The following is a 25,608-nucleotide window of genomic DNA, read 5'->3' on the forward strand; positions in this document are numbered from 1 at the left end:
CTCAGGCCACCCGTTGCAACAAAATTTCCTCAATGATTTGATTGCCGTCGAAGCCTTCCAGTTTCTCGCCTTGCATATTCAATGCAAGCGCGCGGCGCATGCGCTGCGGCAGGCAGCAGTATTGCGCGAACACCATGTCCAGCCATAGTTCGGCTTTAACCTCCAGGCCTTGTTCGCCCCAGTAGTGCAGGGCCGAAACCTTGCGGCCTTGCTGTTCCAGCGCATGCGCAAACAGGTTTTCGATATGGCTTTCGTAAAGGTCGCGTTGGTATTCGATTTGCCCCGGAGGCTGCGTGTCCACAGGCGATGTTGAGTGGTCCCTGGCCAGCGGTGCGACCGGTTTGGGTTGACGGCGCAGTTCCTGGACGATCGCGGTCAGCTCGGCCTGCAACGCAGGGCTGGCCATGTTAATGCAGGGCTCAAGCTTCAGCCCTGTTCCTCGCCGCAACAAATCGGGAACGGCGGCTTCGGCGCTCCAGTCCAGCGGCGACCATTCAGGATGTTGCCTCAAGAACTGGGCCATCGCCCGGCAGCGGTTGGCGGTTTGCTCCTGCTGCCTTAATTTGAACAACAGGGCCTTCATGCGGCCGACGATGCCGGTCAGGCGTTCGACGATGCTTTTATATTGATCGATAAACCGGATGATCTTGCGGCTCAGCTCCGGCGGTATCGCGGTCCAGCTCAGCCAGTCGTAGCACTCGTCAATGCGGACGTGGTTCAGTTCCTGCACCAGTTGTTGGGCATAGGCCAGCGCCCGTTGATTCTGCCTGATTTTGCCGTTCAACGAACTGACGAAGCCGAACTGGCTGGTAATCGCGGCAAACATCACGCCGAGGCTGTTTTCCAAGGCTTCGACCGCTTCGTACAGTGTGTCGTCGATTTGCTCCAGATGGTATTGGGCCTCGTCTTGTTGGTTTTGTTCCAAGGCTCGGCGGTAGTCGTCGATACCTTCCTCGACGCTGGCGATCAACTTGGCCATGTTCAGGTTTTGCTGATAGCGCTGGTTGCGCAGCAGCATGCGGTCGATCAGCCGTTTCAGGTCGGAAGTTAAGCGATATTCGTCGCTGGCGTCGGCGGTGCGCAACAGGCCGGATTTTTTCAGGCCGTCGATGGCAGCGCGGTTATCGTCGCCGGCGAATACGCTGCCGTTGATATAGGTTTGCGCCAACAATTGATCGGCGCCGGCCAGCTTGCGGATCAGGCCGGCAATTTGGTCATGGTCGAAACTCATAAGAACAGTTCCTGCTGCTCGCCGTCGTTATTGCCGGCGGCGTGCTGGTCCAAATCCAGGCTTTCGGCATCGTTCAAAAAGGCGATCAGGCCGTGCAGGTAGTTGATTTTACCGGTCGCGATATAAACCGAGGCCTGGGGATTGGGCCGGACCAGGTAACCTGCTTGTTCCAGTTTTTGCAGCACCCAGGCTAATTGCTCGTTCAAGCCGGGCCTGTTGGTCTTGAACAGCGTCAACTGCGTCAGCCGGTTCAATTGTTCCGACAGCGATGGTTCATGCTCTATCGCTTGCAGCAATTGATGCAGGCGGATTTCGTCGCGGGCGCGGATCGGCATGTCCTGGCCCAACGCGGTCATGACCATATCCATCCATTCGACGACCGGCCGCAATTGCGAGCGCACTTCGGAAAACGCGTCCCGGATCGCGGCGCGATTGCTGTCGTCGACCACGGTGTAAGCGGCGTAAAACAGTTCGCCGTCCAGATTCAGCAATTCCCGGTCCAGCGGCTTCAGGAAGGTATTGATCTTGTCGGCATTGGTTGCGTGCGATAAATACTCGAACGCATCCGGGAACGCGGTCGGGCAGATGAATTGACCGTTCAGTAACGCTTCCACGACTTGCTTAAACATCGGCGGTCTCCTTGGCTAAGGTGTTCAGCAGTTGATCCAACTTGCTTTGCGGCAATTCCACTTCGTGCAGTTTTTGCTGGTTTATCAAATAGCGGCGCTTGAACAGACCCAGCACGTGACGGTCCGCAGTCGGCGTCGCGGACAAAATTTGGATATTCTGTTTGGCCAGCAGTTGCATCATCGCTTCGATGTTTTCCGGCGCTAGGTCGCCCAGTTCGTCGATCGGCCAGCAGACTACTGTCGGGCTTTGCTTGCGCAACATCGACGTAACGCCGGTAAAGAATGTGATCAAGGCCAGGTAAGACAGGCCGGTGGAACTGACGTCCTTCAGCTCCTTGGCATTGCGGGCGTGCTTGAGTTGGCCGTTTTCGGAAATGCTGAATTCAATATCGAACAGCGCCAAATGTTTGATTTTGACGCCGGTTGCCGGCAGCAATGCGGTCAACTCGCCCATGGCTTGCACCAGCGCGTCCGGAACGTCGTTATGGCCGATCAAGTCGGCGTTGTCGCGGTATTGGCCGTAATGGTCGCCGAATTTCTTTAATGCCTGCCAATATTCCAGGTCGCTCATTTTAGAGCGCACGTTGACGGTGATTTCGCCGAGCGCGGCGAAATAGCGTTCCTCGCTGACGTATTTCGACAACTCGCTGCCGGTATGTCTGATCGCGTTCTCGAAGTTATGCAAGTGCTGGTAGAAGTTGTTGACGCTGGACGCATGCAATTCGATCTGCTGAGCGGTGGCCTGTTTGACATGTCCGACCATTTGCAGCACGTTCAGCAAAGGTTGTTCGATGCTCAGCATTTCGGCTTGTGGAAGTTCGCTGCCGTGGGCGGCCGCATTGACCGCTTCCGACCAGGCTTCGGCCAATTGGCTGCGCTGGTGTTTGTTGAACAGTTGCACCAAGGCTTGCTTGCCGCTTTGAATGTCGCGCTCCTGGCGCTTGCGCGCTTTCAGGGTATCCTGCGTTAGCCGCGGCAGCGTGCCGGGCGCGTATTCGGGCTGGTCCTCCGCGCGGATCGGCGCGCAGCCCCGCAATTGATCGGTACATTGCTCCAGTTGCGCCAACAGGCTGTTGTTTTTCTTTAGTTGCTCTTCCTGGATGCCGATTTGTTGATTCAACTGCGCCCGTTGCCGTTGATAATCCTGTTTCAGCCGCTCGATTTCGTCCTGCAACTGCCGGATTCGGCGCTGGCAGTCGTCGCGCTGCCGGCACAGTTCAGGATGTTGTTGCCAGCGGTTTTGCAGCCAGTCTTGGTACTCTTCGGCTTTGCGTTGGAAACTTCGCGCTTCTTTTTCGCGGCGCTCGGCTTCCTTCAGTTTGGCGCTCAATGTAACGACGGTATCGTCGCTGCCGCTGGCTTTTAAATCGCTTTTCAGTTGTTGCTCGATGCGCTGTTGCTCCTGCTTGAACTGCACGCTATCGGTTTCGATGTGCTCGGCTATCGTCTCCAGCAGGTTTTTACAGTCGGATTCGATGATGCCTTTGCGAGCCAGATGCTCGTCCTGCAAGGCTTCCAGCGCCTGCTTGTGTTCGGCTTCGATGCCGGCCAGGGCTTGGTCGCAGGTTTTGATTTCGGCGGACAAGCGGTTAATTTCCTGTTCCAGTTGCTGCCGGGCTTTTTCGGTTTCGGCTTTGACCTGGTCGGCCAGCGCATTGGCTTCGTTGCGCAAGGTTTCTTCCTGGCTCTCGGCCTGCTTCACGCGCTGTTGCGCGGCGTCAAATGCCGATTTGGCTTGCTCGCGCAGTTTATTGGCGGCATGCAAGCCGGATTCGAGCCCGTCGCATTCCTTGCCGAGTTTAGTCACCTGCTCGAACAGGGCTTTTTCCTGTTGTTCCAACTGCGCCTTGTCGGCCGTCAAATAGCTGCGATCGGCCAAAACCTCCAGGTTGATGCTAAGTCCGTAAAAGTCGCTGCCCGGCTGGCCGCTCCAGTGCGGATTCAGGCCGCTATGGTCCAGCAATTCCGGCGCGATGACCCGGCCTATGTTCTGTTGCCAGCCTTCGGCTTCCTGTTCCAGGAAATATTGCAGCGAACCGGGCTCCGGGCGCAGGCGTTTCTGGCAGTCGGCATGAAGCTCGCGGCTGCGTTTCAGTTCGATTTTTTTGTCCTTAAGCTCTTGTTCGGTTTGCTGGAAATGGCTCAGTGTCTGTTGGTAATCGTTTTGCGCTTTGGCCTGGATTTGATAAGCCTGCTTGGTGGCTTGGCCGGCCGCTTCCAACGCGTCCCGGTTTTTCTGCTGTTGTTCGGCCAACGCGGCCGGAACCGGCGGATTTTTCTGTTGATTTTGTTTGATTTGGAACTCGGTCGAAAATTGCCCGCGTTGCTCTTTGACAGGATGCAGGCGCGCTTCTTTATCCTGAAACAAACGCTCCTTGCGCTGCTGGAATTCGGCATCCGCTTCCCGTAAGTGCTGGCTTTGCCGCAGTTGCGCGTCGGAACGCTGCTGTTGGTAGAGCTGGATTTGTTTTTCGTGCCGGTGCTGCAATTCGCTTGCTTGTTTTTCGTAGAAGCGTTTGATTTCCTGGGCTTTGTGCTCCAGCGCTTCCAGCTCGGCCTGGATGTCTTGCCGTTCTTTAGCGTATTGCTCGGCTTTGGCGGCTTTCAGCGTAAAGCTTTCGGCGCCTTGCTCTTCAAAATCCAGTTTTTTCGCTTCCAGCATGCCGATCTGGTGGCTTAAGTCTTTCAGGCGGCTGTTGGCTTCGATCAACTCATCGTCTTTAGGCTCCAGTTGTTGCTTGTGAGCTTGGTGCAGTTGGTCGCGCTGGCCGCTTAACTGTTTGATGCTGTTGTCCAGCGCTTTGGCTTCCTGCTCGCAATGTTTGTATTGGCCTTGCGCCAGAAAATGCAGATGCGACAAAGACTTCAAGGTTTGCTTCAATTCCGCTACGGTTTGCAGCAAACGGTCGAAATCGCCGAGCTTGGCTTCGATTTCCCTGGACGCGTTCAGGTCGGCCAGCCAGGCGTCGATGTGTTGTTTGTTTAGTTGGAAAGGCTGTTGCTCGTCTTCGTTTTGGAAGAATGCCTGACTGAGCTTGCCGCGCGAGATGTCGATCAGCATTTGTTTAATCACGTCGAAATCGCCGATTTTCTCGATCACCGAGCCGATGACTTTCTCGATGTGATTGATCGGCGTGGAGGCCATCGCGTAGCGGCTTTGCAACAGACGAAGGTCTTTTTTGCCGCCGCTCAGTTGATGGCATTGGATGACGCTGCAATAGTCGTCGACCGCGACGAACTTGGAGACTTCCGCCGTCGGACGGTACAGGCGCTCGACACTGTGTGCATCGCGCGGGTAGCCGTTTTCATTGATGTAATAATCTTGTCGGTACGGCGCGTCGATGAATTTGTATTTGGCCGCACGGCCGTCGCTTTGCACCATGACGTGGCACACCTGTTCATTGATACGTTGGTATTCGTAAACCAGGTAACTGCTGGCGCGCGGCAGGTAATAATCCAGAAAGCCTTTTTTACTGCCGCTGCCGCCGACGATATTGCTGGGGCGCTCGCCCCAGAATAATTGCATCAAGCGTAAAAAAGTGGTCTTGCCGGCGCCATTGGTGCCGCTCAAGTTGGTGTGGCCTTCCAGTTTAAGCAAAACCGTTTTGCCCGGCCAAAAGCTGTCGATCAGGATGATTTTTTTTAGTTGATATTGGTTAGGCATTAATTTCCTTAAATGTATAAAGCTGAATATACGTTTTCAACTTTTGTTTCAATGCCGGAGTGCGGGCTATGCAAGCAGAGCTTGCACTCCAATTAGCTTTCGCTATGCCTGCTATTCTCGCCGGTTAACGCGAGCAGGCGTTCGACGCCTACCGGCTCGTGCCGAAGCAGCGGAACCACCGCATAACGCCGGGCATGCTGATTGGCGACCGCGTTGATTTCGCGAAGCTCATTCATGGCTCGTTGGCGCAGCAAAGGCGAAGTGACTGAAGTCGCCGCGATACTGTTATTGATAATCCACGCCCAAGGTTTTATGCCGGCACGGTTTAGGTCGGCTTGGAGATTGGCCGCTTCCAGAACCGGCGTAGTCTCCGCCAGCGTGACGATCAGCACTTTGGTCAGCTCGGGATCTTGCAAGCGCATCAACGGCGTCGTGTAGTGCAAGCCGGAGCTTCCCATCTGGCGGTTGATCTCGCGATGATAGGCGCCGGTTGCATCGAGCAGCAGCAAGGTGTGGCCGGTTGGCGCTGTGTCCATCACTACAAATTTCTTGCCTGCCTCGCGGATGACCTGCGAGAAAGCCTGGAATACCGCAATTTCCTCGGTGCACGGCGAACGCAGGTCTTCTTCCAGCAGGGCCCGGCCCTGGGCGTCCAGCTTGGCACCTTTGGTCTCTAAAATATGCTGCCGGTAGCGCTCGGTTTCCGTATGCGGATCGATCCGGCTTACGTTCAGGCTGCCGATTGTTCCGTTCAAGGTTTCGCTCAAATGAGCGGCCGGGTCCGAGGTGGTCAGGTGCACCAGCAAGCCGCGACGGGCCAGTTCGACGGCGATCGCGGCAGCCAGCGTAGTTTTGCCGACGCCGCCTTTGCCCATTAGCATCACTAAGCCGTGCCCATTCTTTGCAATGCCGTCAATCAATTCCGGCAAGCCGGGTTCATCGAGTTCAACTGCCGGATCGATAGAAGCTTGGGCTTGCGCCGGCGTAGCGCTTAGTAATTGCCGTAAGGCGGGGAGGCCGACCAGATTAAAGGGTTTAAGCGGCACATAATCGCAAGGGAGTTGCTGCAAAACCGCCGGGACCGCATTCAGGGCGGCTTGTTCGCGCTCGTGGATCGCGGCGGCCAACGGGTCGTTTTCTGCTTCGCTATCTGGAAGGATGCCGTTGACGATCAGGTATTGCTGCGACAGCCCAATCGAGGCCAGTTCTTTGTGAGTATGAGCGACTTCCCGCAAAGTCGCCTGTTGCGCGCGGGCCACCAGCATCAAGCGCGTGCGTTGCGTATCGGCTAAGGCCTCGACCGCCGCTTTGTACTGGGCTCGCTGTTTTTCCAAACCGGCCAGAGGACCGAGACAAGAGGCATCGCCCTTGCCGGTTTCGAGAAAGCCGCTCCAGGCGCCGGGCAGTTGCAACAGCCGAATCGTATGCCCGGTCGGCGCGGTATCGAACACGATATGGTCGTAATCGGAGGTTAATGCCGAGTCGGTCAGCAGCGCGGTAAATTCATCGAACGCCGCGATCTCGGTCGTGCAGGCGCCGGACAGTTGTTCTTCGATGCCGGCCACGACCGTTTCCGGCAGCATGCCGCGCACCGGGCCGACGATACGGTCGCGGTAGGCTTGGGCGGCAGCCTGGGGATCGATTTCCAGCGCGGCAAGATTCGACACGGCGGCAATCGCGGTGATTCGGTTGCCGATGGCGGTGCCGAACACCTGCCCGACATTGGAAGCCGGATCGGTACTGACCAGCAGCACTTGCCGGCCGGCATCCGCGAGTTGAATTGCGGTCGCGCAGGCTATCGAAGTCTTGCCGACGCCGCCCTTGCCGGTAAAAAACAGGAAGCGCGGGGCTTGGTCGAGAAATTTCATAGCAGCCATGGCTCTCTGCTATTTTTTAACAGCAACTGCTGCCGCCGCAGCAACCGCCTGCAGGTTTGATTTCAATCGCCGGTTTGACGATCCCGGCCCAGCGCGACAGTTCGGCACGGCTAGGATAGCGGCCGGCCAACGCCACTTCGCCGTCGACCAGGATCAGCGGTAAAGCCTCGGCGCCGGAGCGCTCAAGGAAGCTTTTTACGACCGCGCGCTCAGCAAAAGCCATCGGTTGCTGGGCCAGATTGAAGCGCTCTATTTGTGCGCCTTGTTGTTTGGCCCAATCGACATCGGCGGAAAAGTCGACTAATTGCTGGTCGACATCAACGCCGCAGACGCCGGTGCTGCAACACAACGCCGGATCGAATACTTGGATGATTTTCATAGGAGCCTCCATTAAACACAGTCAATAACAATTAGATAGCCGCTTGATTAACGCGCCGGGACAGTTCTTCGGCGCTTTCCTTCCGTTCGCTGTAACGGTCAACCAGATAAGGCGCCACGTCCCGTGTCAGCAGCGTGAACTTGAACAATTCCTCGATTACGTCCACAACCCGGTCGTAATAAGCCGAGGGTTTCATCCGGTTATTATCGTCGAATTCCATAAAGGCTTTGGCGACGGACGACTGGTTCGGGATGGTCAGCATGCGCATCCAGCGGCCCAGCACGCGCATTTGATTGACCGCATTGAAGGACTGCGAGCCGCCGCACACCTGCATCAGCGCCAGCGTCTTTCCCTGGGTGGGGCGGATGGCGCCAATCGACAGCGGAATCCAGTCGATCTGGGTCTTCATGATGCCGGTCATGGCGCCGTGACGTTCCGGTGAACACCACATCATGCCTTCGGCCCATTGGGTCAGTTCCCGCAATTCGGCGACCTTGGGATGCGTCTCGGGCGCATCGTCAGGCAGCGGCAGGCCGCTGGGGTTGAAGATCCGCACTTCGCCGCCCATGGCCCGAAGCAGCCGGGCGGCTTCTTCAGCCAGCAAGCGGCTAAATGAGCGTTCGCGCAGTGAGCCGTACAACAGCAGGAAGCGCGGAGCGTGCGTGGCAGGCGCCGCCGGCCGCAACTGGGGCAGGTCCGGGACGCGGAACAGGCCGCGCTCGATGTTGGGTAAGTCATTCAATAAGTCGGACACGTTTGGCCTCTTAAAGTTCAAGGTAACAGGGGGGCGGATTTGCCGGTACAAAGAAAAAAGACATTCATGGTATTTGATCGCTATCCGTTTCAGTGCCGCAGCAGCCGGGTTCCGGCGCTTCGGAAAAGCAATGGCCGGAGCAGCACTCCTCGGTCAGGTAAACAATCAAATCCTGCATCAACGGCAGGTTGGCGCGGTAGCGTTGAAAGCGGCCTTCCTGGGTTACGCTCAGCAGTGCGGCGTGGGTCATCGCCTTTAAATGAAACGACAAATTGGTTGGCGGCAGTTCCAGCGCCGTTGCGATTTCGCCCGCTACCAAACCGAACGGTCCGGCTTTTACAAGCAGCCTGTAAATATCCAGACGGACGCCGGATGAGAGCGATTCAAAAATTGAGGTTGCAGTATTTTTATCCATTTTTCAATGCTACAACAAAGTTTGAAGTATTGAAACGATAATTTCAAACCCAGCGCGATATTGCATATGCTGGCTTACTGTATATAAACGCTATCGGTCCAAGTTCCTAGGGGCGGAATTGAAGATGATGCGCTGCCGGTAAAATACCCGTTTTGCGCGCCATCGAATGAATAATAATCGAGATAGCCGGTGATCTTGTCCCCGGTTCCGCAATAATACAGCGCCGCGGAAGGGCCGCATACGCTGACTTTCTCATGAGTTCCGGCCGCAGCGTTAAGCGTGCCGCCACTCGCTTGGCCGTAGCCGTATTGAAAAGTCACTACGGTTATCCGGGAGCCGCCATGATCTTGCGTTGTTGCGGTTTGCAGGTCTTTCAGATATTCCCAGCCGGCATTGGATGAGCCGACCGCGTAAACTTGATAATACGATATGCCGGCAGGACCGGTCGGATTGATTTTGCCGGCTATGTCCACGCTCGGCAAATTCAAGCTCTGGCCGTCGATTGTATCGCCGGCGTAAACTTGACCGGCTTGAAAGCAAGCTGTCGCAACGACAGCGGCAATCGTCGGCAAATAACCCTCCGCTAATTTGACGATCTTTTTCATTTTTAAAAGCCTCCTGAATAGGTAGATATTCATCGATTTAGGAAGAAAGTTTCATTTAGAGCAATTCTCGATTAATTAGAATTAATCCACTGCTAACCCTTTCTGTTAAGCAATAGAAGCTTATTCTGGCAAGGATGGAATCCCGTTTGCCGCGCCGAGCACCGACAACGGGCCGCCTTTTCTTTGAATACTTTCTTTTGGCGGAGCACAAATTCGCCAGGAGCGAATTTGAACAGCCGATAAGGCTGGCCCGCAGGGCGAAAACCACGGATGGTTTTCGTAGCGAAAAGTATCTCGCCTTCGGGGGGCGAGACCCCGATTCAAATAAACGTCGCTTTAGCGGCTCTTTAAGTAATAAAGAAATACTCTAGTTCCGCTGAACATCGTTAGCCAATACCGGTTGATCCAACAGCCTTGACAACCAAGTCTCCGCCGTTTCGCGGTTGATCTTCAACACGCTGTTCGGAAAAAAACCAAAGACCAATATCAACAATGCCGGTACGCACAATAAGGCCAATTCCCTGGGGCGCAAATCCTGCACCTGTTTAACGCCGGCCTGAGTAACGGGACCAAAGAAAGCGCGGCGGGTAAAAGACAGCATATAGGCGGCGCTGAGTATCGCGCCGCTCAGGGCGGCAATACTGATACTCGGATGCGCGAGCATGGTGCTGATAATCAACAATAATTCGGCAGGAAACCCGCTGGTTCCGGGCAAACCTATACTGGCCAGCGCGAATAAAAAGTAAAAGCTGGTCAAGCGCGGCATGGCTTTAGCCAAACCGCCCAGATGAATCGCTTCGGTGCTGCCCAAACGATGCTGGATAAATCCGGCCGCCAGCATCAAAGATCCCGCAATCATCGTAAAATTCAACAGTTGGAAAATAGCGCCCTGAAAACCCGGCATATTCAAGGATGCGATACCGACAATCACCAAGCCCACATGGCTGACGCTGGCGTAAGCCAACAAACGGCGCAGATTGGTTTGCTGCAACGCAATCAATGCGGTGTAAACCAGCGTAATCGCGCCGAGTATGCCTAACATCCAACTGTATTGAACGGCGGCCGAAGAGGCCAGCGGCATCGCAAAACGAATAATGCCGAAAACGCCAAGTTTCAAGCCGGCCAACAAGGCCGCCATTTGCGTCGGCCCTTCCATCGCCACGGTGGGCAGCCAGGTATGAAACGGTACTAACGGCGCTTTAACGGCAAAACCGAGCAATAATAATAAAAACACCAATGCCTGCAGGTTATCGGGCAATGGCGTTTCCAGTAATACCGGCAGGCTGAAAGCCAGATTTTGAGGAATACCGCCGCCTACCGAAGCGGCATGATTGACTGCCAGTATGATAGTCGCAAACAGTAGCGGCACGCCGCTAAACAGCATGAACAGCGTATATTTTATCGCCGCGCCGCGCCGCCCTGAACCTACTCCCCACAAACCGATTAAAAAGAAAATCGGCGGTAAGGTCAGTTCCCAGAATAAAAAGAACAACGCCATATCCAGCGCCAGGAATACGCCAACGGTGATGCCTTCCAAAGCCAGCAATAAAGCCAGATGGAAGCGGGCCTGATGCTGTACCGAATTCCATGAAGCAATGATCACCATCAAGGTCAGCAAGGCGGACATCGGCAAAAACAATACCGAAATGCCGTCCACGCCAACCAGGTATTCGATATTCATGCTTGGTATCCAGGCGTGATGTTCGACCAGTTGAAAGGTATTGCCAATATCGGCATTAAACAACAGCAGCACTATTGCTGTTGCGATCAGTTCGATCACCGCAAACGCTAATCCGGCAATCTTGGCCAGACGGATATTAGCGATAACGCCTACCGCAAGCGCTCCCAATAACGGGAGAAAAATGATCAAACTTAGGATCGGAAAATTTGCATTACTCATGTTGATCATCCTTAGTACCGGCGCCCGAACCCTCGGCCGGCTGCTGCGAACCGTGCATCGGAAATTGTTTGCCGATAGCGGCTGCATCCTGGTCGATGAAATTCAACCACGGCGTTGTGTAAAAACCGGTGCCTATCAGCAGCAGGCAAATCACCAGCGTAATAATTCGCTCCTTCAAAACCGGATGGTGGGCGCAATTATAGGGCTGTTTGGCGCGCTTCGGACTCGCCATGAAAATCCGTTGGAAAGCCCATAACAGGAACGCGGCGGACATCACGTTGCCGATCAAAATAGCGATGGCAAGCAGCCAGCCGTCTTCCTCAATAATGCCTTCGACCAGCAAATGCGCGGCATCGAATCCGGGCGTACCGGGCATTACCATCGTGCTTAAGGCGGAAATCATGAACAATAACGCCAGCGTACCGTTAGTATCGAATAGCCCGCCCAGACGCGGCAGATAGGAGGTTCGGCAACGCTCATAAATCAAGCCGACGCTGAACAGCATGCCGGCTGTCGCCAGGCCGTAGGCTACCGACAGCAACAAGCTGCCTTCCAAGCCGTTCTCGTTAAAACAGAAAGCGCCGATGACCAACATGCCGGTTTGGCTGATCACCGCAAAAGCCAGTAAGCGGCGAATATTGATCTGCATCAGCGCCAGCAATGCGCCGTAAAAAATGCTGATTAGCCCCAAAGTGACCACGAAACCGGACCATTGCTCGGCAACGCCGGGCACCATCGGCAAAATGAAACGAATCAGCGCATAAATGCCCAGTTTCAAACCCACCAGAAAAATGACCGCGCTGGCGACCGTGCCTTGCTCCGCCAATACCGGCAGCCAACCGTGAAACGGAAATAAAGGCATACGAACCGAGAAGCCGAAAAACAGCAGCACAAAAATCAATACTTCATCGTTTAGGTAAGCGTTATTCTGTTTTAGCGTCAGCCAGTCGAACGTCAGCGGATGCGCGGAATCGATCAAGCCGAAGGCCAGCAATAAAAAACCGGCCAAGGTCATCAACAAACCGCTGACCCAGTATTGCAACAATTGCGCGACAACCCAGCGCCGGTTTTGCCCGGTGCCGGCGTGTATCGTCAACAGCGCCACGGGAATCAGCTCCAGCACGCACCATATCCAGAACTGCATCACGTTCAGCGCGGCAAACGCACCGATCAGCACAGTCTCATAGCCTAGCAGACAGGCAATAAACAAACGGTCGCCCACATGGCGGGTGATTAAGGTATAAATCAACGCCAGGAAAGTTAAAACAGCCGTTAGCGGGATAAATAAAACATTGGTGCCGTCAACGCCGACACGGTAACTCAGGCCTGCAACACGCACATCCTCAACCAGATGAATACCCGGAAGCGCTGAATCGAAAACAAACAGCAGGTAGATACTCAGCAATAGCGTCAGTGCCGCTCCGGTAAAACCGAAACGCAATGCAACTTTCGACGACGGCGAAAACAGGATAGCGATTGTGGCTGCCAGCGGAACCAGCGTCAGCACTGTCAATAGAGGAAAGGCCGCCGATTCCGACCAGGGTGTAACCGTAATATCCATCAGATCCTCAAAATGCAACGAGCAATGTTATAAACACAAACAACAGCAGATAACGGGGCCTGAGCACTGATTGTTCAAACATGTTGGCGATATGTCCAAGCTCGCGGCCGTAATTGACGGTATTCCTGCCAATGCCGCGTAATACGAAATGATCTTCAAACCAGTGCACGACGGCGGCTGTCCATTCGGTCAGTGTTCCGGCCAGCCCGCTGCCTTGAGCAAACTTATCCGAATCGCTTTCCAGGTGAGCGCCTATTCTCCGCTCTTCCAGTTGAGCCAGTGACGATATCGCTTTGATTGCCGGAGCGGGAGACCCCATCACGCGGTCAACGATATGATCGTCAAAATAGCTAAGATCATGCGCCAGGCCGCGCACCGGTTTGAGCAGCGCCCAGTCGATAATCGGGTCCAGCCAGAACCGTTGTAATGACGCGACATAAACCCAGGGCGGAACGTCGCCGACGCGGCGCAGATGACGGCGGCGAGCAGGCGAGGAAGATTGGCGCCGTGAAGTCTCTATATAATGGCCTTGCATGTTATGCATCAGTGACGGCGCCGTCAGGAATTGATAGCAGCGAACCACCGCGTGAGCGCAAAGATGCCATTCGGCCAGTTGCCAAAAGCCCAGGCCGCATTCCAGAAACATCAAGCCCAACTGGCCGGACGTTGCAAAAATCAGCGAGCTTTTAACGTCGGTTTGCGTCAAGCCGACCACAAAAGCATAAACGGCTGTGACCAAACCCACGATAGCAACTATTGCCATCACCAACGGCGCCTGCTCAAAAACAGGTCTCAGCAAAATGATCAGGTAGACGCCGGCGTGTACCATAACCGCACCGTAAAACACCGCGCTCGATGGCGTAGGCCCTTCCATTGCCCTGGCCAGCCAAGACGTGAACGGCAGCTGTGCCGATTTGGCAAAAGCGGCTACCGAAAAACACAACGTAATTGCAGCCGCTTCACCTGGACTCATTTGCGCGGCTAACGTATTGATAGCGTTCCAGTTAACGCCTCCGCCCCAGGCGTAACTTAAACCCGAACCCAACAAGAACGCGGCGTCGCCGATACGGTTGGTGATAAAAACGCGTGTCGCATTCGCGGAGGCAACCGGACGATCGTAAGCGTAGGCTATCAAAAAGTAAGAACACAATCCCGCGACTTCCCAACCGATAAAAGTACCGATTGTATTGCCCGACAGCACCAGCAACAGTATTGCCGAACAGAACAGGCTCAGCGTAAAGAAGAAGCGGTGGTAACCGGCCTCCCGATGCATATAGTTAACCGAAAAATGGGTGACTATCGCCAACAGTAGCGAAAACAACGCCGCCAGACGGACATTAAAGCCGCCGGTGACAAAATTGATATGTATGTCCAGCGTATAGCTGCTTAGCCACTGTCCTACATTGTAAAAGCCGGTATTTTTACCCAGTAAGTCGGCACCCAGCAGAATCAAGGCCAGCAGGCTGGACATAAAAACCGTCCAACTGGCAATGTCGGCTGTGACGGTCTCGCTTTGTTCACCGTCGATCGCGCCGAACAGGTGGCCGATACCGATAACCGAAGCGCCGATCAACGGCATTAACGGAATTAAAACGACTAATGCATCCATATTAAATTAAGATTCAAGGACATGTAGATGGGGGTTCAATTAATGCGGAGAAAAAGCCCTCTCCAGAGGGAGAGGGCTATTCGTAGCGCTCTCTATAATAGGCTGTTTAATTAGGGCAGGCTCTACCGGCAGCGTTTGCTCGCGGTAACAATCCGGCGAGTTTCCGCGAACCGGCAAGTCTTTTGCTTCCGCCCGCCAAGGCACAAAACCCGCATTGGCTTGGAACACGAAAATCTCGCCGCTGTCCGGGTCTTTAGCGCTCAAATGCACCCAACCGCCCGCGACCAATTCCCGTATGCTTGCTTGACGATGATAAATCTCTTCCAATACCGCTGTTTTTGCCTCAACCAAAATCTGCAAGCGCATCGGTTCATGTATTTCAATCATTTGCCGAGGCAGGCCGGTGCGTAAATCGCTGCTTGCCCCTTCCATCACGCCAAAAAAACCGGTGACGTTATGCGGTACTTTAGAACCGCAACCGAAACGTTCGTTATTAACGGTGGAAAAATAATATTCCAGGTTAATGCCCGCACCGACCGGGGCCACCGCCAGCAAAATGTTTTCCAGCACTTTGCCTTCCGGGTCTTGAGTCGGGTCGTAGGAAATCAAAAATACCCGGCGATCGAAAAACGCGCCTTGAGTTAGCGAGCGCCGTCCGACAACCGCTGCCGCATTAGTTGCATGGCCGAGTTCCGGGCGAACCTGGGAGAAATCGGCGGAACGTTCCTGGATATGCGCCAAGGCCTGTTCGGGCGTCGGCTTGCGCGGAGCCGACGCCAGCCTGCGGCAGCGTTCGTGCGCCGACATCCGTTGAGCATGCCGTAGTTCCTGCTGAAGTTTCTTGAGTCCGTCCTGCCGCTCGACTGGAAGTTGATCAAGGTCGTACCAGCTGATTTCTTCATTGCAAGTGTTATGCTCGGCGCCGATAAACCAAGTATCGTCCGGAATGTTGATGCCGCGTTCCGCCAGCAATTCGCGTATTTCAGGGCGATTAGCCATTGCGGCAAACACCCTGGCGTTCGGCCCGCCGTGCCGGCCGCTACAGGCGCCGCAATCGTAAGCCGCCAGATGCGGGTTATTCTGGCTGATGGAACCGTGGCCCATTAGGACAACCACTTCCGAAAATCCATAGGTCAGGCCGGTATTACGTAAAAAGCCTGCAACCCGGTCGGCTTGTTCGGTATCGGTAAATCCCAATTTGGGGCGCTCCGGCGTAGCAAGCGTTGAGGCATCGGTAGCGGTAAACTGCAGTTGCGTTTTAACGTCCGGGACGGCCAGTCTGGCGATGCCGGAAACCAGGTTTTGTTGGGTTTTGGGTAACAATGCCTTAGCCAGTAATCCGGCAAAAGTAACCGGTGCAATCGCATTAATGACCGGCTGCGACAGCAACAGGTTCCGGCGTAAACCTTGATGCAACTGATTACTGAACCACTGCCCCAGCTTGCGGCCACGGTTATGGCTTTGCAACACGGATTCATTGCCCGGTTGGGCGCGCTCTTGAACTTCGTGGGCAGGCGTTACCACGACAGGGCACAGCGGTGTTACCTTGCCGTCGTCCAGCCCTTTGTAATTCATCGCAATGCCGAAAAATCCGGCGGCTCCCAGGGTTTCAATCGCGGGATTGAGTTCTTCAAGATGACGGCGAAAACCTTCTTCTCGGTCATCCATGCAGAAAATAATTTGCGCGTCGGGACGCTGTACGCGTCCGGCCCAACGGCCGCGCTGGTGGTTGGCGCGTATTGCCTGAAAGAAGCTCTCGCGATAATGATGCTCGTAAGCGATCAGCCAGATTTTACTGCGTTCAGCGGGGGTAAATTCATCCAGCACCGCCAACATGGCTTGAAGATCGTTAACGTCCAGTTGTTGCAGGTCTGTGTTAGTAAGCCCCAGATGTTGGCACAAGCGGAACAAACGCCAGCCGTTGTCATGCGGCGAGTGAGCGGCTATAGCGTGTTTACACCCAGAGGGCATAAGTAGGGTTTGAGCGGGCAAGCCGCTCAGCTCAGCTTTATACCCAAAGGGCATAAGTTTCGCATGAGCGGACGAGCCGCTCAGCTCAGCTTTATCCGCTATCGGACTGCACCGCCAGGTCCAAATCAGGTCTGCAAGCCGCTGCCAGTCGTTGCGGTCATAGCGCTCTGAGCCGGCATGCAAGGTCAGCGATTCGGTCAAGTGCGCCAGATATTCCGGCAAATGACCTTGGTATAGGAGGTTACGCACCATAAATTCCGACAGGTTTTTGCGGAAATAGCTGCGAATTGAGCCCAGCTTGGCTTCAATCTTCCAATTATCGCGGCAGACCTGGTTTAGCCAGAGCCTGTCCAGCGTCAGTCTTATGGCCAGATAGTCGGCCAAGGTTGGTGCGGCGTTATTGGTAGGATGGTAGTTAGGGTGATGCTGCCGCCAGTTGATCATTCCAGACCAGCCGGGGATTTCCAACGCCAGACGGCGAAGATAACCTTCCCATTGCGTTTGCGGTATTTCCAGATGGCTCAGTTGCAGGATAATCGTATCGGCCGCATCTTCAGGCAATTCGGCGATGATCTGCTGCCAGTCAGGCAATGCATGCAAAAAAGGATTGGCGTCATACTGGGCCGTTGCGCGCCAACTGGGGTAGAGACCCAAGCGGCTACGTTCGGGCAGTTGCCATGCCGCTACGCCTTCATCCAGTGCTGACGCACAAAAACGTATCAGCTGCGGGCGAACGGAATCGAGGATGTCTATGCCGCTCAATGCCAGGATAACCCCGCGCAAGCTAATGCTGACGCCGACTTCGGCCAATAATTGATCCAGTGTCCCGGCGGCGTGTTGCCGCATTTGCCCATGCGTTGAGATGCTATCTTCGCTCTGCTTTGCGCCGGGCTCTTCCGCTGCCAGCCATTGCTCGGCTTGTTCCAGCGATAAATCCAGCATATTTTCCGGATGCAAGGCCGCCTGGTCGAGCCCGAGCTTGGTTAAAATACTTTCCCATAAAAGCCGGATAGCGTTGTCGCCGGCTGCTATCAAGTGCTGATGAATAGAATCCGGCACATCGGCCTGCACCGCCTCCAGGGCGGCCAGCTCTTCTATCTGCCAATTCAATTGGCTGACGCTAATTGCTTGTAAATCGAATAACAACGCAATGCGGTAAATATCCTGCCGGGTGATCGCTTTATCTTTCAATGCGCAAACGATTCGCTCCGTCTGCAAGTTCGGGTATTGCGCAAAAGCGGCGCACAAGTCGCTTTCGGTAATACGTCCCTGCCGGTAAAAATCGCGGTTTTTCTCTTCGGGAAGATAACAGTCAATACCAGTCAACGCTTCAAACTCAGCCAGCGCCTGATCGAACGGCAGATGTTGAAAGCCATGCAGGGTATTGTGATGCACGAAATCGAGGATCGGCGCCTGTCCGGGCAGAACGTGATCCAGATGATTTAGTGCGGTAATGATTTGCTCACGTAAATTGTCTGGCTTTTGCATCGTGTTGTTTGTTTTTTATTTTAAATTCAGCGCACGGATTTAAACGTATAAGCACTTATCGCCGTACAAGCGTGTGGCAATTTTATAAAATCCGTGTCAATCAGTTGTATCCGTGTCATCGCTACAAAATCCGTTGACTGATCACGCCGTTCATCTTGCTGACGGTAGCCGCTGACAAGTCCAGCAGCGGACCGGGCGACAAACCGAACAATATGATGCCTGTAACCAGCATTCCAGCCGCCAATAATTCCGGTGCCTGCAAATCGTCCACTTGTTGCATTTGCGGTTTTACAGGGCCTGTAAATAACAGGCCGATTGTACGCATCGCGTAGGCTGCCCCGATTAGAATGCTCACGCTAAAAAACGCCATTAAGCCCATCTTCATACCGATACCCGCCACTGAAGTGTATCCGCCGATCAACGTATGCAATTCGGCAATAAAGCCGACCGAGCCCGGCAGCCCCATCGCCGCCAGCAACGTTAACGTCATGAATAGCGTAAAACGCGGCATCACTTGAATCAGTGAGCTGTAATCCTGGATATTGCGGGTATGGGTGCGTTCGTACAGCAGGCCGACCAACAGAAACAGCGCCCCGGCGATCAAGCCGTGGGCCGTCATTTGCAGCACGGCGCCGGTAATGCCGATTTGGTTCAGGGTTGCAATGCCCAACAAGACAAGGCCCATATGGCTGATTGAAGAATAGGCGACCATCGCTTTAAGATCGCTTTGCCGCCAAGCTAACAGGCCGCCATACAACATGCCGAACAGGCCCAGGAAAAGCAGGAACGGCTGCAATAGTTTCGCGGCTTCCGGCAACATCACCACCGCCCGGATTAATCCGTAAGCGCCCATTTTCAGCAAAATGCCGGACAGTAAAACACTGACCGGGCTCGGCGCTTCAACATGCGCCAGCGGCAGCCAGCCGTGCAGCGGAAAAATCGGCATCTTGACGCCGAAGCCGATCACGAATCCCAGCAGAACCAGAATCTGCTCGATTCTCGGCATGTCCTGCGCGGCCTGATGCATCGACGACATTAACGAACCGGCGTGTTCGAGATCGTATTGGCTGACCGCCAGCAAACTGATCAGCATGAAAATCGAACCGCCCATCGTGTACAGCACAAAATTAAGGCTGGCCGTATGCCGGCGTTTGCCGCCCCAGCGGCCAATCAAGAAGAATAGCGGGATTAAAGTCACTTCCCAGAAGATATAGAACAACGCCCAATCCTGGGCCAGGAATACGCCTAGCATGCCGAATTCGAGCAGCAGCATACAGATGTGATAACCCTTAACTCCATGGGATAGTCGCAGTGAGACCAATAATGCGATTGATGTCAGTAATGTCGCCAATGCCAGCATCGGCATCGACAAACCGTCTACGCCCAACGCATAAGCGCTACCCAACTTAGGGTTAAGCGGAAAGTATTCGTTAAACTGCAACTCCGCATCGTGCGCGTTATAAATACTGAGTAGCCAGCAAACCAGTAACAGAGCGATAGCGGCAAACAGATGCGCGATATAGCGGATTAATTGAACATTCCGGCCGGGAGTCAAGACCAAGAGCAAGACTCCGGCAGCCGGAGTCCAGAGCAGTATGCTGAGTATCCCCATGGTTTTTAGTGTTCCTTATGCTCTGTTATCGGGTAGTTTCAAGGCTTGGCAATTGTAAACTATAAAGCTGAGTTGAGCAGCTTGTCTGCTCAACGAAACTTATGCCCTCTGGGTATAAATACTTTTTACCGATTATGGCCGACTGCAATGGTAAGTCCACAACCTAATGCTGCTATTTCGCGGATGTCTCAGAATGCGTTTTAGCGGGCGACCTTTAGTTTAGCATTACAACCTTTCAGTATCCTTTCACGGCCAATGTAGCACCTCGTTGTATTTTTTACCCCTCAGGCTTGCTCACTCCAAACTACATTAAGTTATCCCGGCACAAAGCATTGCTTCAATAAGGCTTCAAACTGCTTAGCCGGTACCGGCTTGCTGAACAGATAACCCTGCATTTCGTCGCATTCCTGTTCGTGTAAGAATGCTTGCTGGCCTTCGGTTTCGACGCCTTCGGCAATGGTTTTCAGGCCAAGGCTCTTCGCCAAGTTGATAATGGCACTAACGATGGCTTTGTCTTCCGGATCGGTGGTGATGTCGCGGACAAAGGATTGATCGATTTTCAGTTTGTAGACTTTAAATTTCTTCAAGTAGCTCAGCGACGAATAGCCGGTACCGAAGTCGTCAATCGACATCCGGATACCCCTGTCGTACAGATTATCCATAATGGCGATAGCGCCTTGCGGGTTGTGCATTGCCACGCTTTCGGTCAACTCCAGCTCCAGATACTCGGCCGGCAAGTCCTCCTCGTCGAGGATGCGTGTGACCAGTTCCGGCAAATCGGAATGACGGAACTGCACCGCGGATAGGTTTACTGCCATAGTTAATGAACCCAAACCTTGATTCATCCAAGTCTTAGCCTGCCGTACGGCCTGTCTCAACACCCATTCGCCGATCGGCAGAATCAAACCGCAGCCTTCCGCAACCGGAATAAATTCTGCCGGGGATACGAAACCCAGTTCAGGATGTTGCCAACGCAGTAAAGCTTCGGCTCCAATTACATGCCCTTCGCGCATCGAAATCTGCGGCTGGTAATAGATTTGCAATTGCCCAAGCTCCAGTGCGTGATGCAGTGCATTCACCAACAGCAGGTTGCGTGCCGAACGCGCTTGCATCTCCTGGGTAAAAAAGCGATAGCATTGGCGGCCTTCCTGTTTGGCACGATACATCGCAGCGTCTGCGCTCTTGGAGAGCGCTTCCAAATCCTCGCCATCTTCCGGGTACAGTGCAATGCCTATTGAGGCGGTCAAACTCAAATCGTAAAGTTCAATCAGATAAGGCTCGGCAATCGCATCCAGTAATTTCTGCGCAACCTGAGCGGCACCGTTTGCATCGACACCGGGCAATAACAGAATGAATTCGTCCCCGCCCAGGCGAGTCACCATATCTTCCGACCGAAGCACTTTGCACAGGCGTTTGGCCAACTCAATCAATAACGCATCGCCGGTACTATGGCCGAGTGAGTCGTTAATGTCCTTGAAGTGGTCGAGGTCAAGGAACATCAAAGCCAAACTTCCGTTACTGCGCTTCGTTAAACTGAGTGCATATTTAAGATGATCGCTCAGTTGGGTACGATTCGGCAGCCCAGTCAGAGGATCAAAATTGGCCAGATAGTGAATACGTTCTTCAATTTTCTTTTGTTCGGTTATATCTTCGTAAATCCCTAATACGCCAATAGTTTCGTTAACCTCATTCTGAAGCCGCACTTTCGAGGTTCGCAGCCAGATGCCGGTCCCGTCCGGCATGATTTTCAGCTCTTCTACGGCAAGTTTGGGAATATTTAAATCCATCACCCAACGATCGTCGGTTTGATAGTGTTCGGCCTGATCTTTCCAGATCAGCTGAAAATCGTCCTTGCCGATGATATCTTGCGCGGACGCTGCTCCGGCATCTTTGGCGAAAGCAGGATTACAGCCCATATAGCGGAGATTCGTATCTTTCCAAAATACCCGTATCGGGGCCGTATCAATGATGGTTTTAAGCAGTTTGTGCGAATCCGCGAGTAAACTTTCAGCCTGCCTGCGTTGCGCCTCGCGCTCAAAACTGTTCAGCGCATAATCGATATCTATCACCATTTCGATCAGCAGGTTACGGGCCGCTTCATCGAAAGCGTTAACTTCGGAGGAATACAGTGTAAAAACGCCGATAACCGCACCGTTTTTATGCAGCGGCAGTGCGGCGGAAGCTCGCCATCCGAACTTTGCGCTACGCTCGTGCCAAGGCGCGGTCACAGGATCGTTCTGAAAGTCCTGACACCAAAACGGCTGGTCTTTACGCACGGATATTCCGGTTGGGCCTCGCCCGGCTGCCTCGTTTGCGTCAGTTGAAATATGTATTCCTGCCAGATACTCAGTACCGGTACCGTAAGAGGCAACCGGCTTAAGTAGACGGCTATGTTCGTCCAACAGCCCTATCCATGCCATCGTCATACCGCCGAAAGTGACCGCGTCTCGGCAAATGATCGTAAATAGTTCATGCTCATTGTTGCAACGCACAATGGCTTGATTACATTGACTTAAAGCGGCATAAAGTTGAGTCATGCGCCGGTTTCTTGCTTCAGCTTCCTTACGCAGAGCATCGCTCCAGGCAAGGTTGACCTGCGTTTCCGATAGCCAGCCCAAGATGCTGTTTTCCATACCTTGTGCGACAGGGACAGCGGATGAAAAATCTCCCCGGCCTAAACAGGTGATATGTCTATACAGCTCGCCGACCGATGAGCCCAACGTATTATATAAAGTACGGTAAGTGCACCACAGCACAAGTAACAGCAGCAAGCCGGATGAAATGAACACCATGCGTAAAAGCATAGCCATATGCTCAGCGGCGTTAACCTCATTTAGAGTGCGTTGGTTCATCAGTTGGTAAAACTCGCCGATCGGCCGCATGATGTTAGCTTTGGCCTGATAATAAGCCGTATCGCTCAGCATTTGGCTTGCTTTCAGGCGATTGGCGTCAGTAGGGACCGCTGTGGATTCGATTAGTTTCATTGCGCTGTATTCGGTGGCGGTCAACGCGTCGGAATTGGCCTTAGCTTGTGCCAATTTAGCGAACTCTTCCTCGGAAAAGCCTGCTTGCCGCATCAAGTCCAATAAGGCAATCCTTTGTTCAGTGTATGGGAGCGGCCTCCGATCATCCGCCAGCACCAGATCCCAATAAACATTTTGATAATTAGCGGGACGCGGCTTTTTACCGTCGCGAATGTCGAGAATTTCCAGGTAGTGTTGCTTATAAATAGGATTTCCGGTGATTAGGTAACTATGTACCATACGGGAAAGATCATCTGACGATTGGCGCAACTCATCCGCCAGCAAGTGCGATTGAAGCCGCGACTCATTGGCGCGGTCTATCTGCTTTTCTGCTTTGACATAGACAACAAAGAGAATAGCGAAAATGACAAATATTCCTAACGTCAGCCAAAGGCTGCGAGAGAATCGGGATGCGTAGTCGGGAGGCGTCATTGTGTCTTTTCCCCTTTAGTTCCTAGTGAATCCGCCATGAGGAATGATATAAATTGCATTTATTATGACGTGAAGATGATTTTTTTAATTCTTCTAAAATTCAAGACAATGTTTGTTTCAATGAATTCAGTCACGACTGTCTGCCGATTGTTTAAACTCAGGCTATACAGACTATATATCAATACGCTTGAAAAAACGCCGTCGAAAATTTAATCCGCTGAGCCGGCCGTAACGAATGGACCGGCATATCCGCAGTGCGGGCAATATAAACGTTACATATGTTAAATGTGCTATGAAACGGTGCTCTTCTTAAGCTTCTCTTTGTAAGCACTTGCATGGTATTAATAATAGGGTTATCAAGTGCTTGCGAGTATACCATGAAAGCGCATGCTGTCACTGTTCTGTAAAGAGAGCGGGCTGTAGATGTGGACGGCGCGGCGGCCAATACTCAGGTGCGCTAAGATAATTTGGCGCTTCGGTTAATTAATAATGTATTGGAATAGCGAAGTTCATGGCTTGTAAAAACTCCAAAAGAGAGTCTGGCCGGGCTACTCAATGTTCTGTATTTGCTCGCGCATCTGCTCGATCAGCACTTTAAGTTCAATGGCTATTTTGGTCATTTCCTTGTCGGTTGATTTAGAACCCAAAGTGTTGGCTTCGCGGTTCAATTCCTGCATTAAAAAATCCAGCCGTCTGCCTACCGGGACTTTTTGCTGGAGTACTCGCAGCACTTCATTGATATGGGTTTCAAGCCTGTCGAGCTCTTCGGTAATGTCCAGTTTTTGAGCCAATAAAACCAGCTCCTGTTCCAAACGGTCAAAGTCAGGCTGCTCGACCAACTCGCTAATGCGGTCTTTCAGTTTATTCCGGATCAGTAATAGTACTTCCGGCATGCGTTTGCCGGCTGAAACGACAAAAATCAACATGTTCGCGCAACGTTCTTCAATCAGCAGTTTAAGTTGCGCGCCTTCTCTTTCCCTCACTTCCACAAGTTGGGCCAGGGTCCGCTCAACAAGAGCAGTAATGCCGGATGCAAGTTGCTCTCTATCAATATCCGGCTCCTGCTGAACACCGGGAAATGACAACACATCCAGAGCCGAGAACGACAAGGGGCCCATCATTTGCCGCTCAATGCTGGCGGCCGCGGCAAGCAGCGCAGTTACCGCATCGCTATTAATGACGAAGCTTGGTCCGTTTTTAGCCTGTTTCTTATAGCTCAAGGTGCATTCGATTTTGCCGCGGCTGATTTTTGCTGCTATAGCCGAGCGCAGATCGGCTTCAACAAAACGCAGCCGGTCCGGCAATCTTAAGGTAATATCGCAGTAACGGTGATTGACCGAGCGCAATTCACAATTTATCGTTAAGTCGCCGATTTCTATCTCATTACCGGCAAATGCGGTCATGCTTCTAATCATTTTTCACCTATAATTAACGCGCTTCTAGTACAAAACAATCAACACAATGGCTGAATACTACGATCCGCAAACTTACCCCAAAGAGTGGAATTACCTACAAACCGGCACCATTATAGACCAGTATGTCATAGAGAGGGAGTTAGCGCACGGGGGCTTCAGTTCCGTTTACTTAGCCAGGCAAATAGCGGATCAGGTTCAGGTTGCGATTAAAGAATATCTGCCGCGAAAATTCGCTCACCGAACCTGGAATAATGTGGTTGTCGCCAACAGTGAAGAAACTGCCGCTTTATTCAAGCGCGGCAGGGTATTGTTCTTTGAAGAAGCCAAGGTCTTGTCTCAGTTAAAGCACCCTAATATTGTTGAAGTCATTGGCTTTTTTAAAGCTAATTCGACTGTTTACATGGTGATGACTTACGACTATGGGCTTACGCTGGACAAGCTGTTAAGAAATAAATCATTCTCTGTGACCGAAGATTTTTTATTCGGCTTGTTCAATACGTTATTGGCAGGCTTAGGCCATATTCACAGCCACCAGTTTGTTCATCTGGATATTAAACCCTCTAATATTTTGGTACGTCCCGGTTATGATGCGTTATTGCTCGACTTTGGCGCTATCCAAAGCTTTCCGAAATCTCACTTGAGTAAACAAAGCAAGGTTTTGACTAAAGGTTTTTCGCCGATAGAACAGCATGATTTAAGCGCCCAGTTGGGGCCGTGGACGGATATTTATGCGGTGGGCGCAACGATGCGTAATTGCCTTGAAAATAAAACGCCGGTTCCTGCGCTTGATCGAGCCAAGCAAGATACCCTGGTTCCGGCAGTTAAAGCGTTTAAACGCAAGTTCCCTGAGCATCTGTTAAAAGCGGTTGATTGGGCAATGGCCTTACAACCGGAAAATCGTCCGCAATCGGTCGCCGAGTTGCAGCAGGCTCTTATTAACGCTTAACTACCGATCTCACCACCTATCAGTTTATAAAAACGACGGAAAAACTTGGCAAGGGTTTGTCATTTTGCAAACACCGTTTCAAGTATCGCAAGCCTCG

At 53.0% G+C, this 25,608-nt stretch carries 16 protein-coding genes; 1 reads left to right on the forward strand and 15 read right to left on the reverse strand.

Annotation, left to right across the window (positions count from 1 at the left end; translation table 11 throughout):
* Position 1 precedes the first annotated feature (1 nt).
* The 15 genes from EKO24_RS10080 to EKO24_RS10150 form a co-directional block, all read right to left on the reverse strand.
* Entirely contained in the window at positions 2–1,231 is a 1,230-nt protein-coding gene (locus EKO24_RS10080) for a hypothetical protein (protein ID WP_127030496.1), read from the reverse strand.
* Entirely contained in the window at positions 1,228–1,860 is a 633-nt protein-coding gene (locus EKO24_RS10085; RefSeq protein ID WP_127030495.1) for a condensin complex protein MksE, read from the reverse strand. Before EKO24_RS10085 ends, EKO24_RS10080 begins: the two co-directional genes overlap by 4 nt.
* The gene (locus tag EKO24_RS10090; protein ID WP_127030494.1) at positions 1,853–5,524 is read right to left on the reverse strand and encodes an ATP-binding protein; all 3,672 of its coding nucleotides are present in this window, start codon (positions 5,522–5,524) and stop codon (positions 1,853–1,855) included. The genes EKO24_RS10085 and EKO24_RS10090 overlap by 8 nt, the downstream gene beginning before the upstream one ends.
* A gap of 92 nt (positions 5,525–5,616) precedes the next feature.
* The gene (arsA, locus tag EKO24_RS10095) at positions 5,617–7,401 is read right to left on the reverse strand and encodes an arsenical pump-driving ATPase (protein ID WP_479680439.1); all 1,785 of its coding nucleotides are present in this window, start codon (positions 7,399–7,401) and stop codon (positions 5,617–5,619) included.
* Between the two features lie 16 nt (positions 7,402–7,417).
* Entirely contained in the window at positions 7,418–7,780 is a 363-nt protein-coding gene (gene arsD / locus EKO24_RS10100) for an arsenite efflux transporter metallochaperone ArsD (RefSeq protein ID WP_127030493.1), read from the reverse strand.
* A 31-nt stretch (positions 7,781–7,811) separates the two neighbouring features.
* Positions 7,812–8,534 carry an arsenical resistance protein ArsH gene (gene arsH / locus EKO24_RS10105; protein WP_127030492.1) on the reverse strand — a complete coding sequence of 241 codons (723 nt, stop codon included), beginning with the start codon at positions 8,532–8,534 and terminating at the stop codon, positions 7,812–7,814.
* Positions 8,535–8,598: 64 nt separating this feature from the next.
* Positions 8,599–8,949, reverse strand: a complete 351-nt coding sequence (locus EKO24_RS10110; RefSeq protein ID WP_127030491.1) for an ArsR/SmtB family transcription factor — start codon at positions 8,947–8,949, stop codon at positions 8,599–8,601.
* A 74-nt stretch (positions 8,950–9,023) separates the two neighbouring features.
* Positions 9,024–9,554 (reverse strand): DUF4879 domain-containing protein, encoded by a 531-nt coding sequence (locus EKO24_RS10115; RefSeq protein ID WP_161990594.1) that lies wholly within the window; start codon positions 9,552–9,554, stop codon positions 9,024–9,026.
* Positions 9,555–9,921: 367 nt separating this feature from the next.
* A complete protein-coding gene (locus EKO24_RS10120; protein WP_127030579.1) occupies positions 9,922–11,454 on the reverse strand; it encodes a complex I subunit 4 family protein in 1,533 nt (510 codons plus the stop codon).
* Positions 11,447–13,015: a complex I subunit 4 family protein gene (locus EKO24_RS10125; protein WP_127030578.1), complete on the reverse strand. Its 1,569-nt coding sequence runs from the start codon at positions 13,013–13,015 to the stop codon at positions 11,447–11,449. The genes EKO24_RS10120 and EKO24_RS10125 overlap by 8 nt, the downstream gene beginning before the upstream one ends.
* Positions 13,016–13,022: 7 nt before the next feature.
* Positions 13,023–14,624: an NADH-quinone oxidoreductase subunit 5 family protein gene (locus EKO24_RS10130; protein ID WP_127030577.1), complete on the reverse strand. Its 1,602-nt coding sequence runs from the start codon at positions 14,622–14,624 to the stop codon at positions 13,023–13,025.
* A 39-nt stretch (positions 14,625–14,663) separates the two neighbouring features.
* Positions 14,664–18,083, reverse strand: coding sequence for a DUF2309 domain-containing protein (locus EKO24_RS10135; protein WP_127030576.1), 3,420 nt, complete (start codon positions 18,081–18,083; stop codon positions 14,664–14,666).
* Between the two features lie 121 nt (positions 18,084–18,204).
* Positions 18,205–19,695 (reverse strand): complex I subunit 4 family protein, encoded by a 1,491-nt coding sequence (locus tag EKO24_RS10140; RefSeq protein ID WP_127030575.1) that lies wholly within the window; start codon positions 19,693–19,695, stop codon positions 18,205–18,207.
* Positions 19,696–20,009: 314 nt separating this feature from the next.
* Positions 20,010–23,150, reverse strand: coding sequence for a bifunctional diguanylate cyclase/phosphodiesterase (locus tag EKO24_RS10145; protein ID WP_127030574.1), 3,141 nt, complete (start codon positions 23,148–23,150; stop codon positions 20,010–20,012).
* 548 nt (positions 23,151–23,698) lie between these two features.
* Positions 23,699–24,565: a YicC/YloC family endoribonuclease gene (locus EKO24_RS10150; protein WP_127030573.1), complete on the reverse strand. Its 867-nt coding sequence runs from the start codon at positions 24,563–24,565 to the stop codon at positions 23,699–23,701.
* Positions 24,566–24,611: 46 nt separating this feature from the next.
* Between EKO24_RS10150 and EKO24_RS10155 the strand changes: the two genes are divergently transcribed.
* Positions 24,612–25,511, forward strand: coding sequence for a serine/threonine protein kinase (locus EKO24_RS10155; protein WP_127030572.1), 900 nt, complete (start codon positions 24,612–24,614; stop codon positions 25,509–25,511).
* The last annotated feature ends 97 nt before the right edge of the window (positions 25,512–25,608 follow it).

The organism is Candidatus Methylobacter oryzae, assembly GCF_003994235.2.
In the GTDB taxonomy this organism is placed as follows: domain Bacteria; phylum Pseudomonadota; class Gammaproteobacteria; order Methylococcales; family Methylomonadaceae; genus Methylobacter_A; species Methylobacter_A oryzae.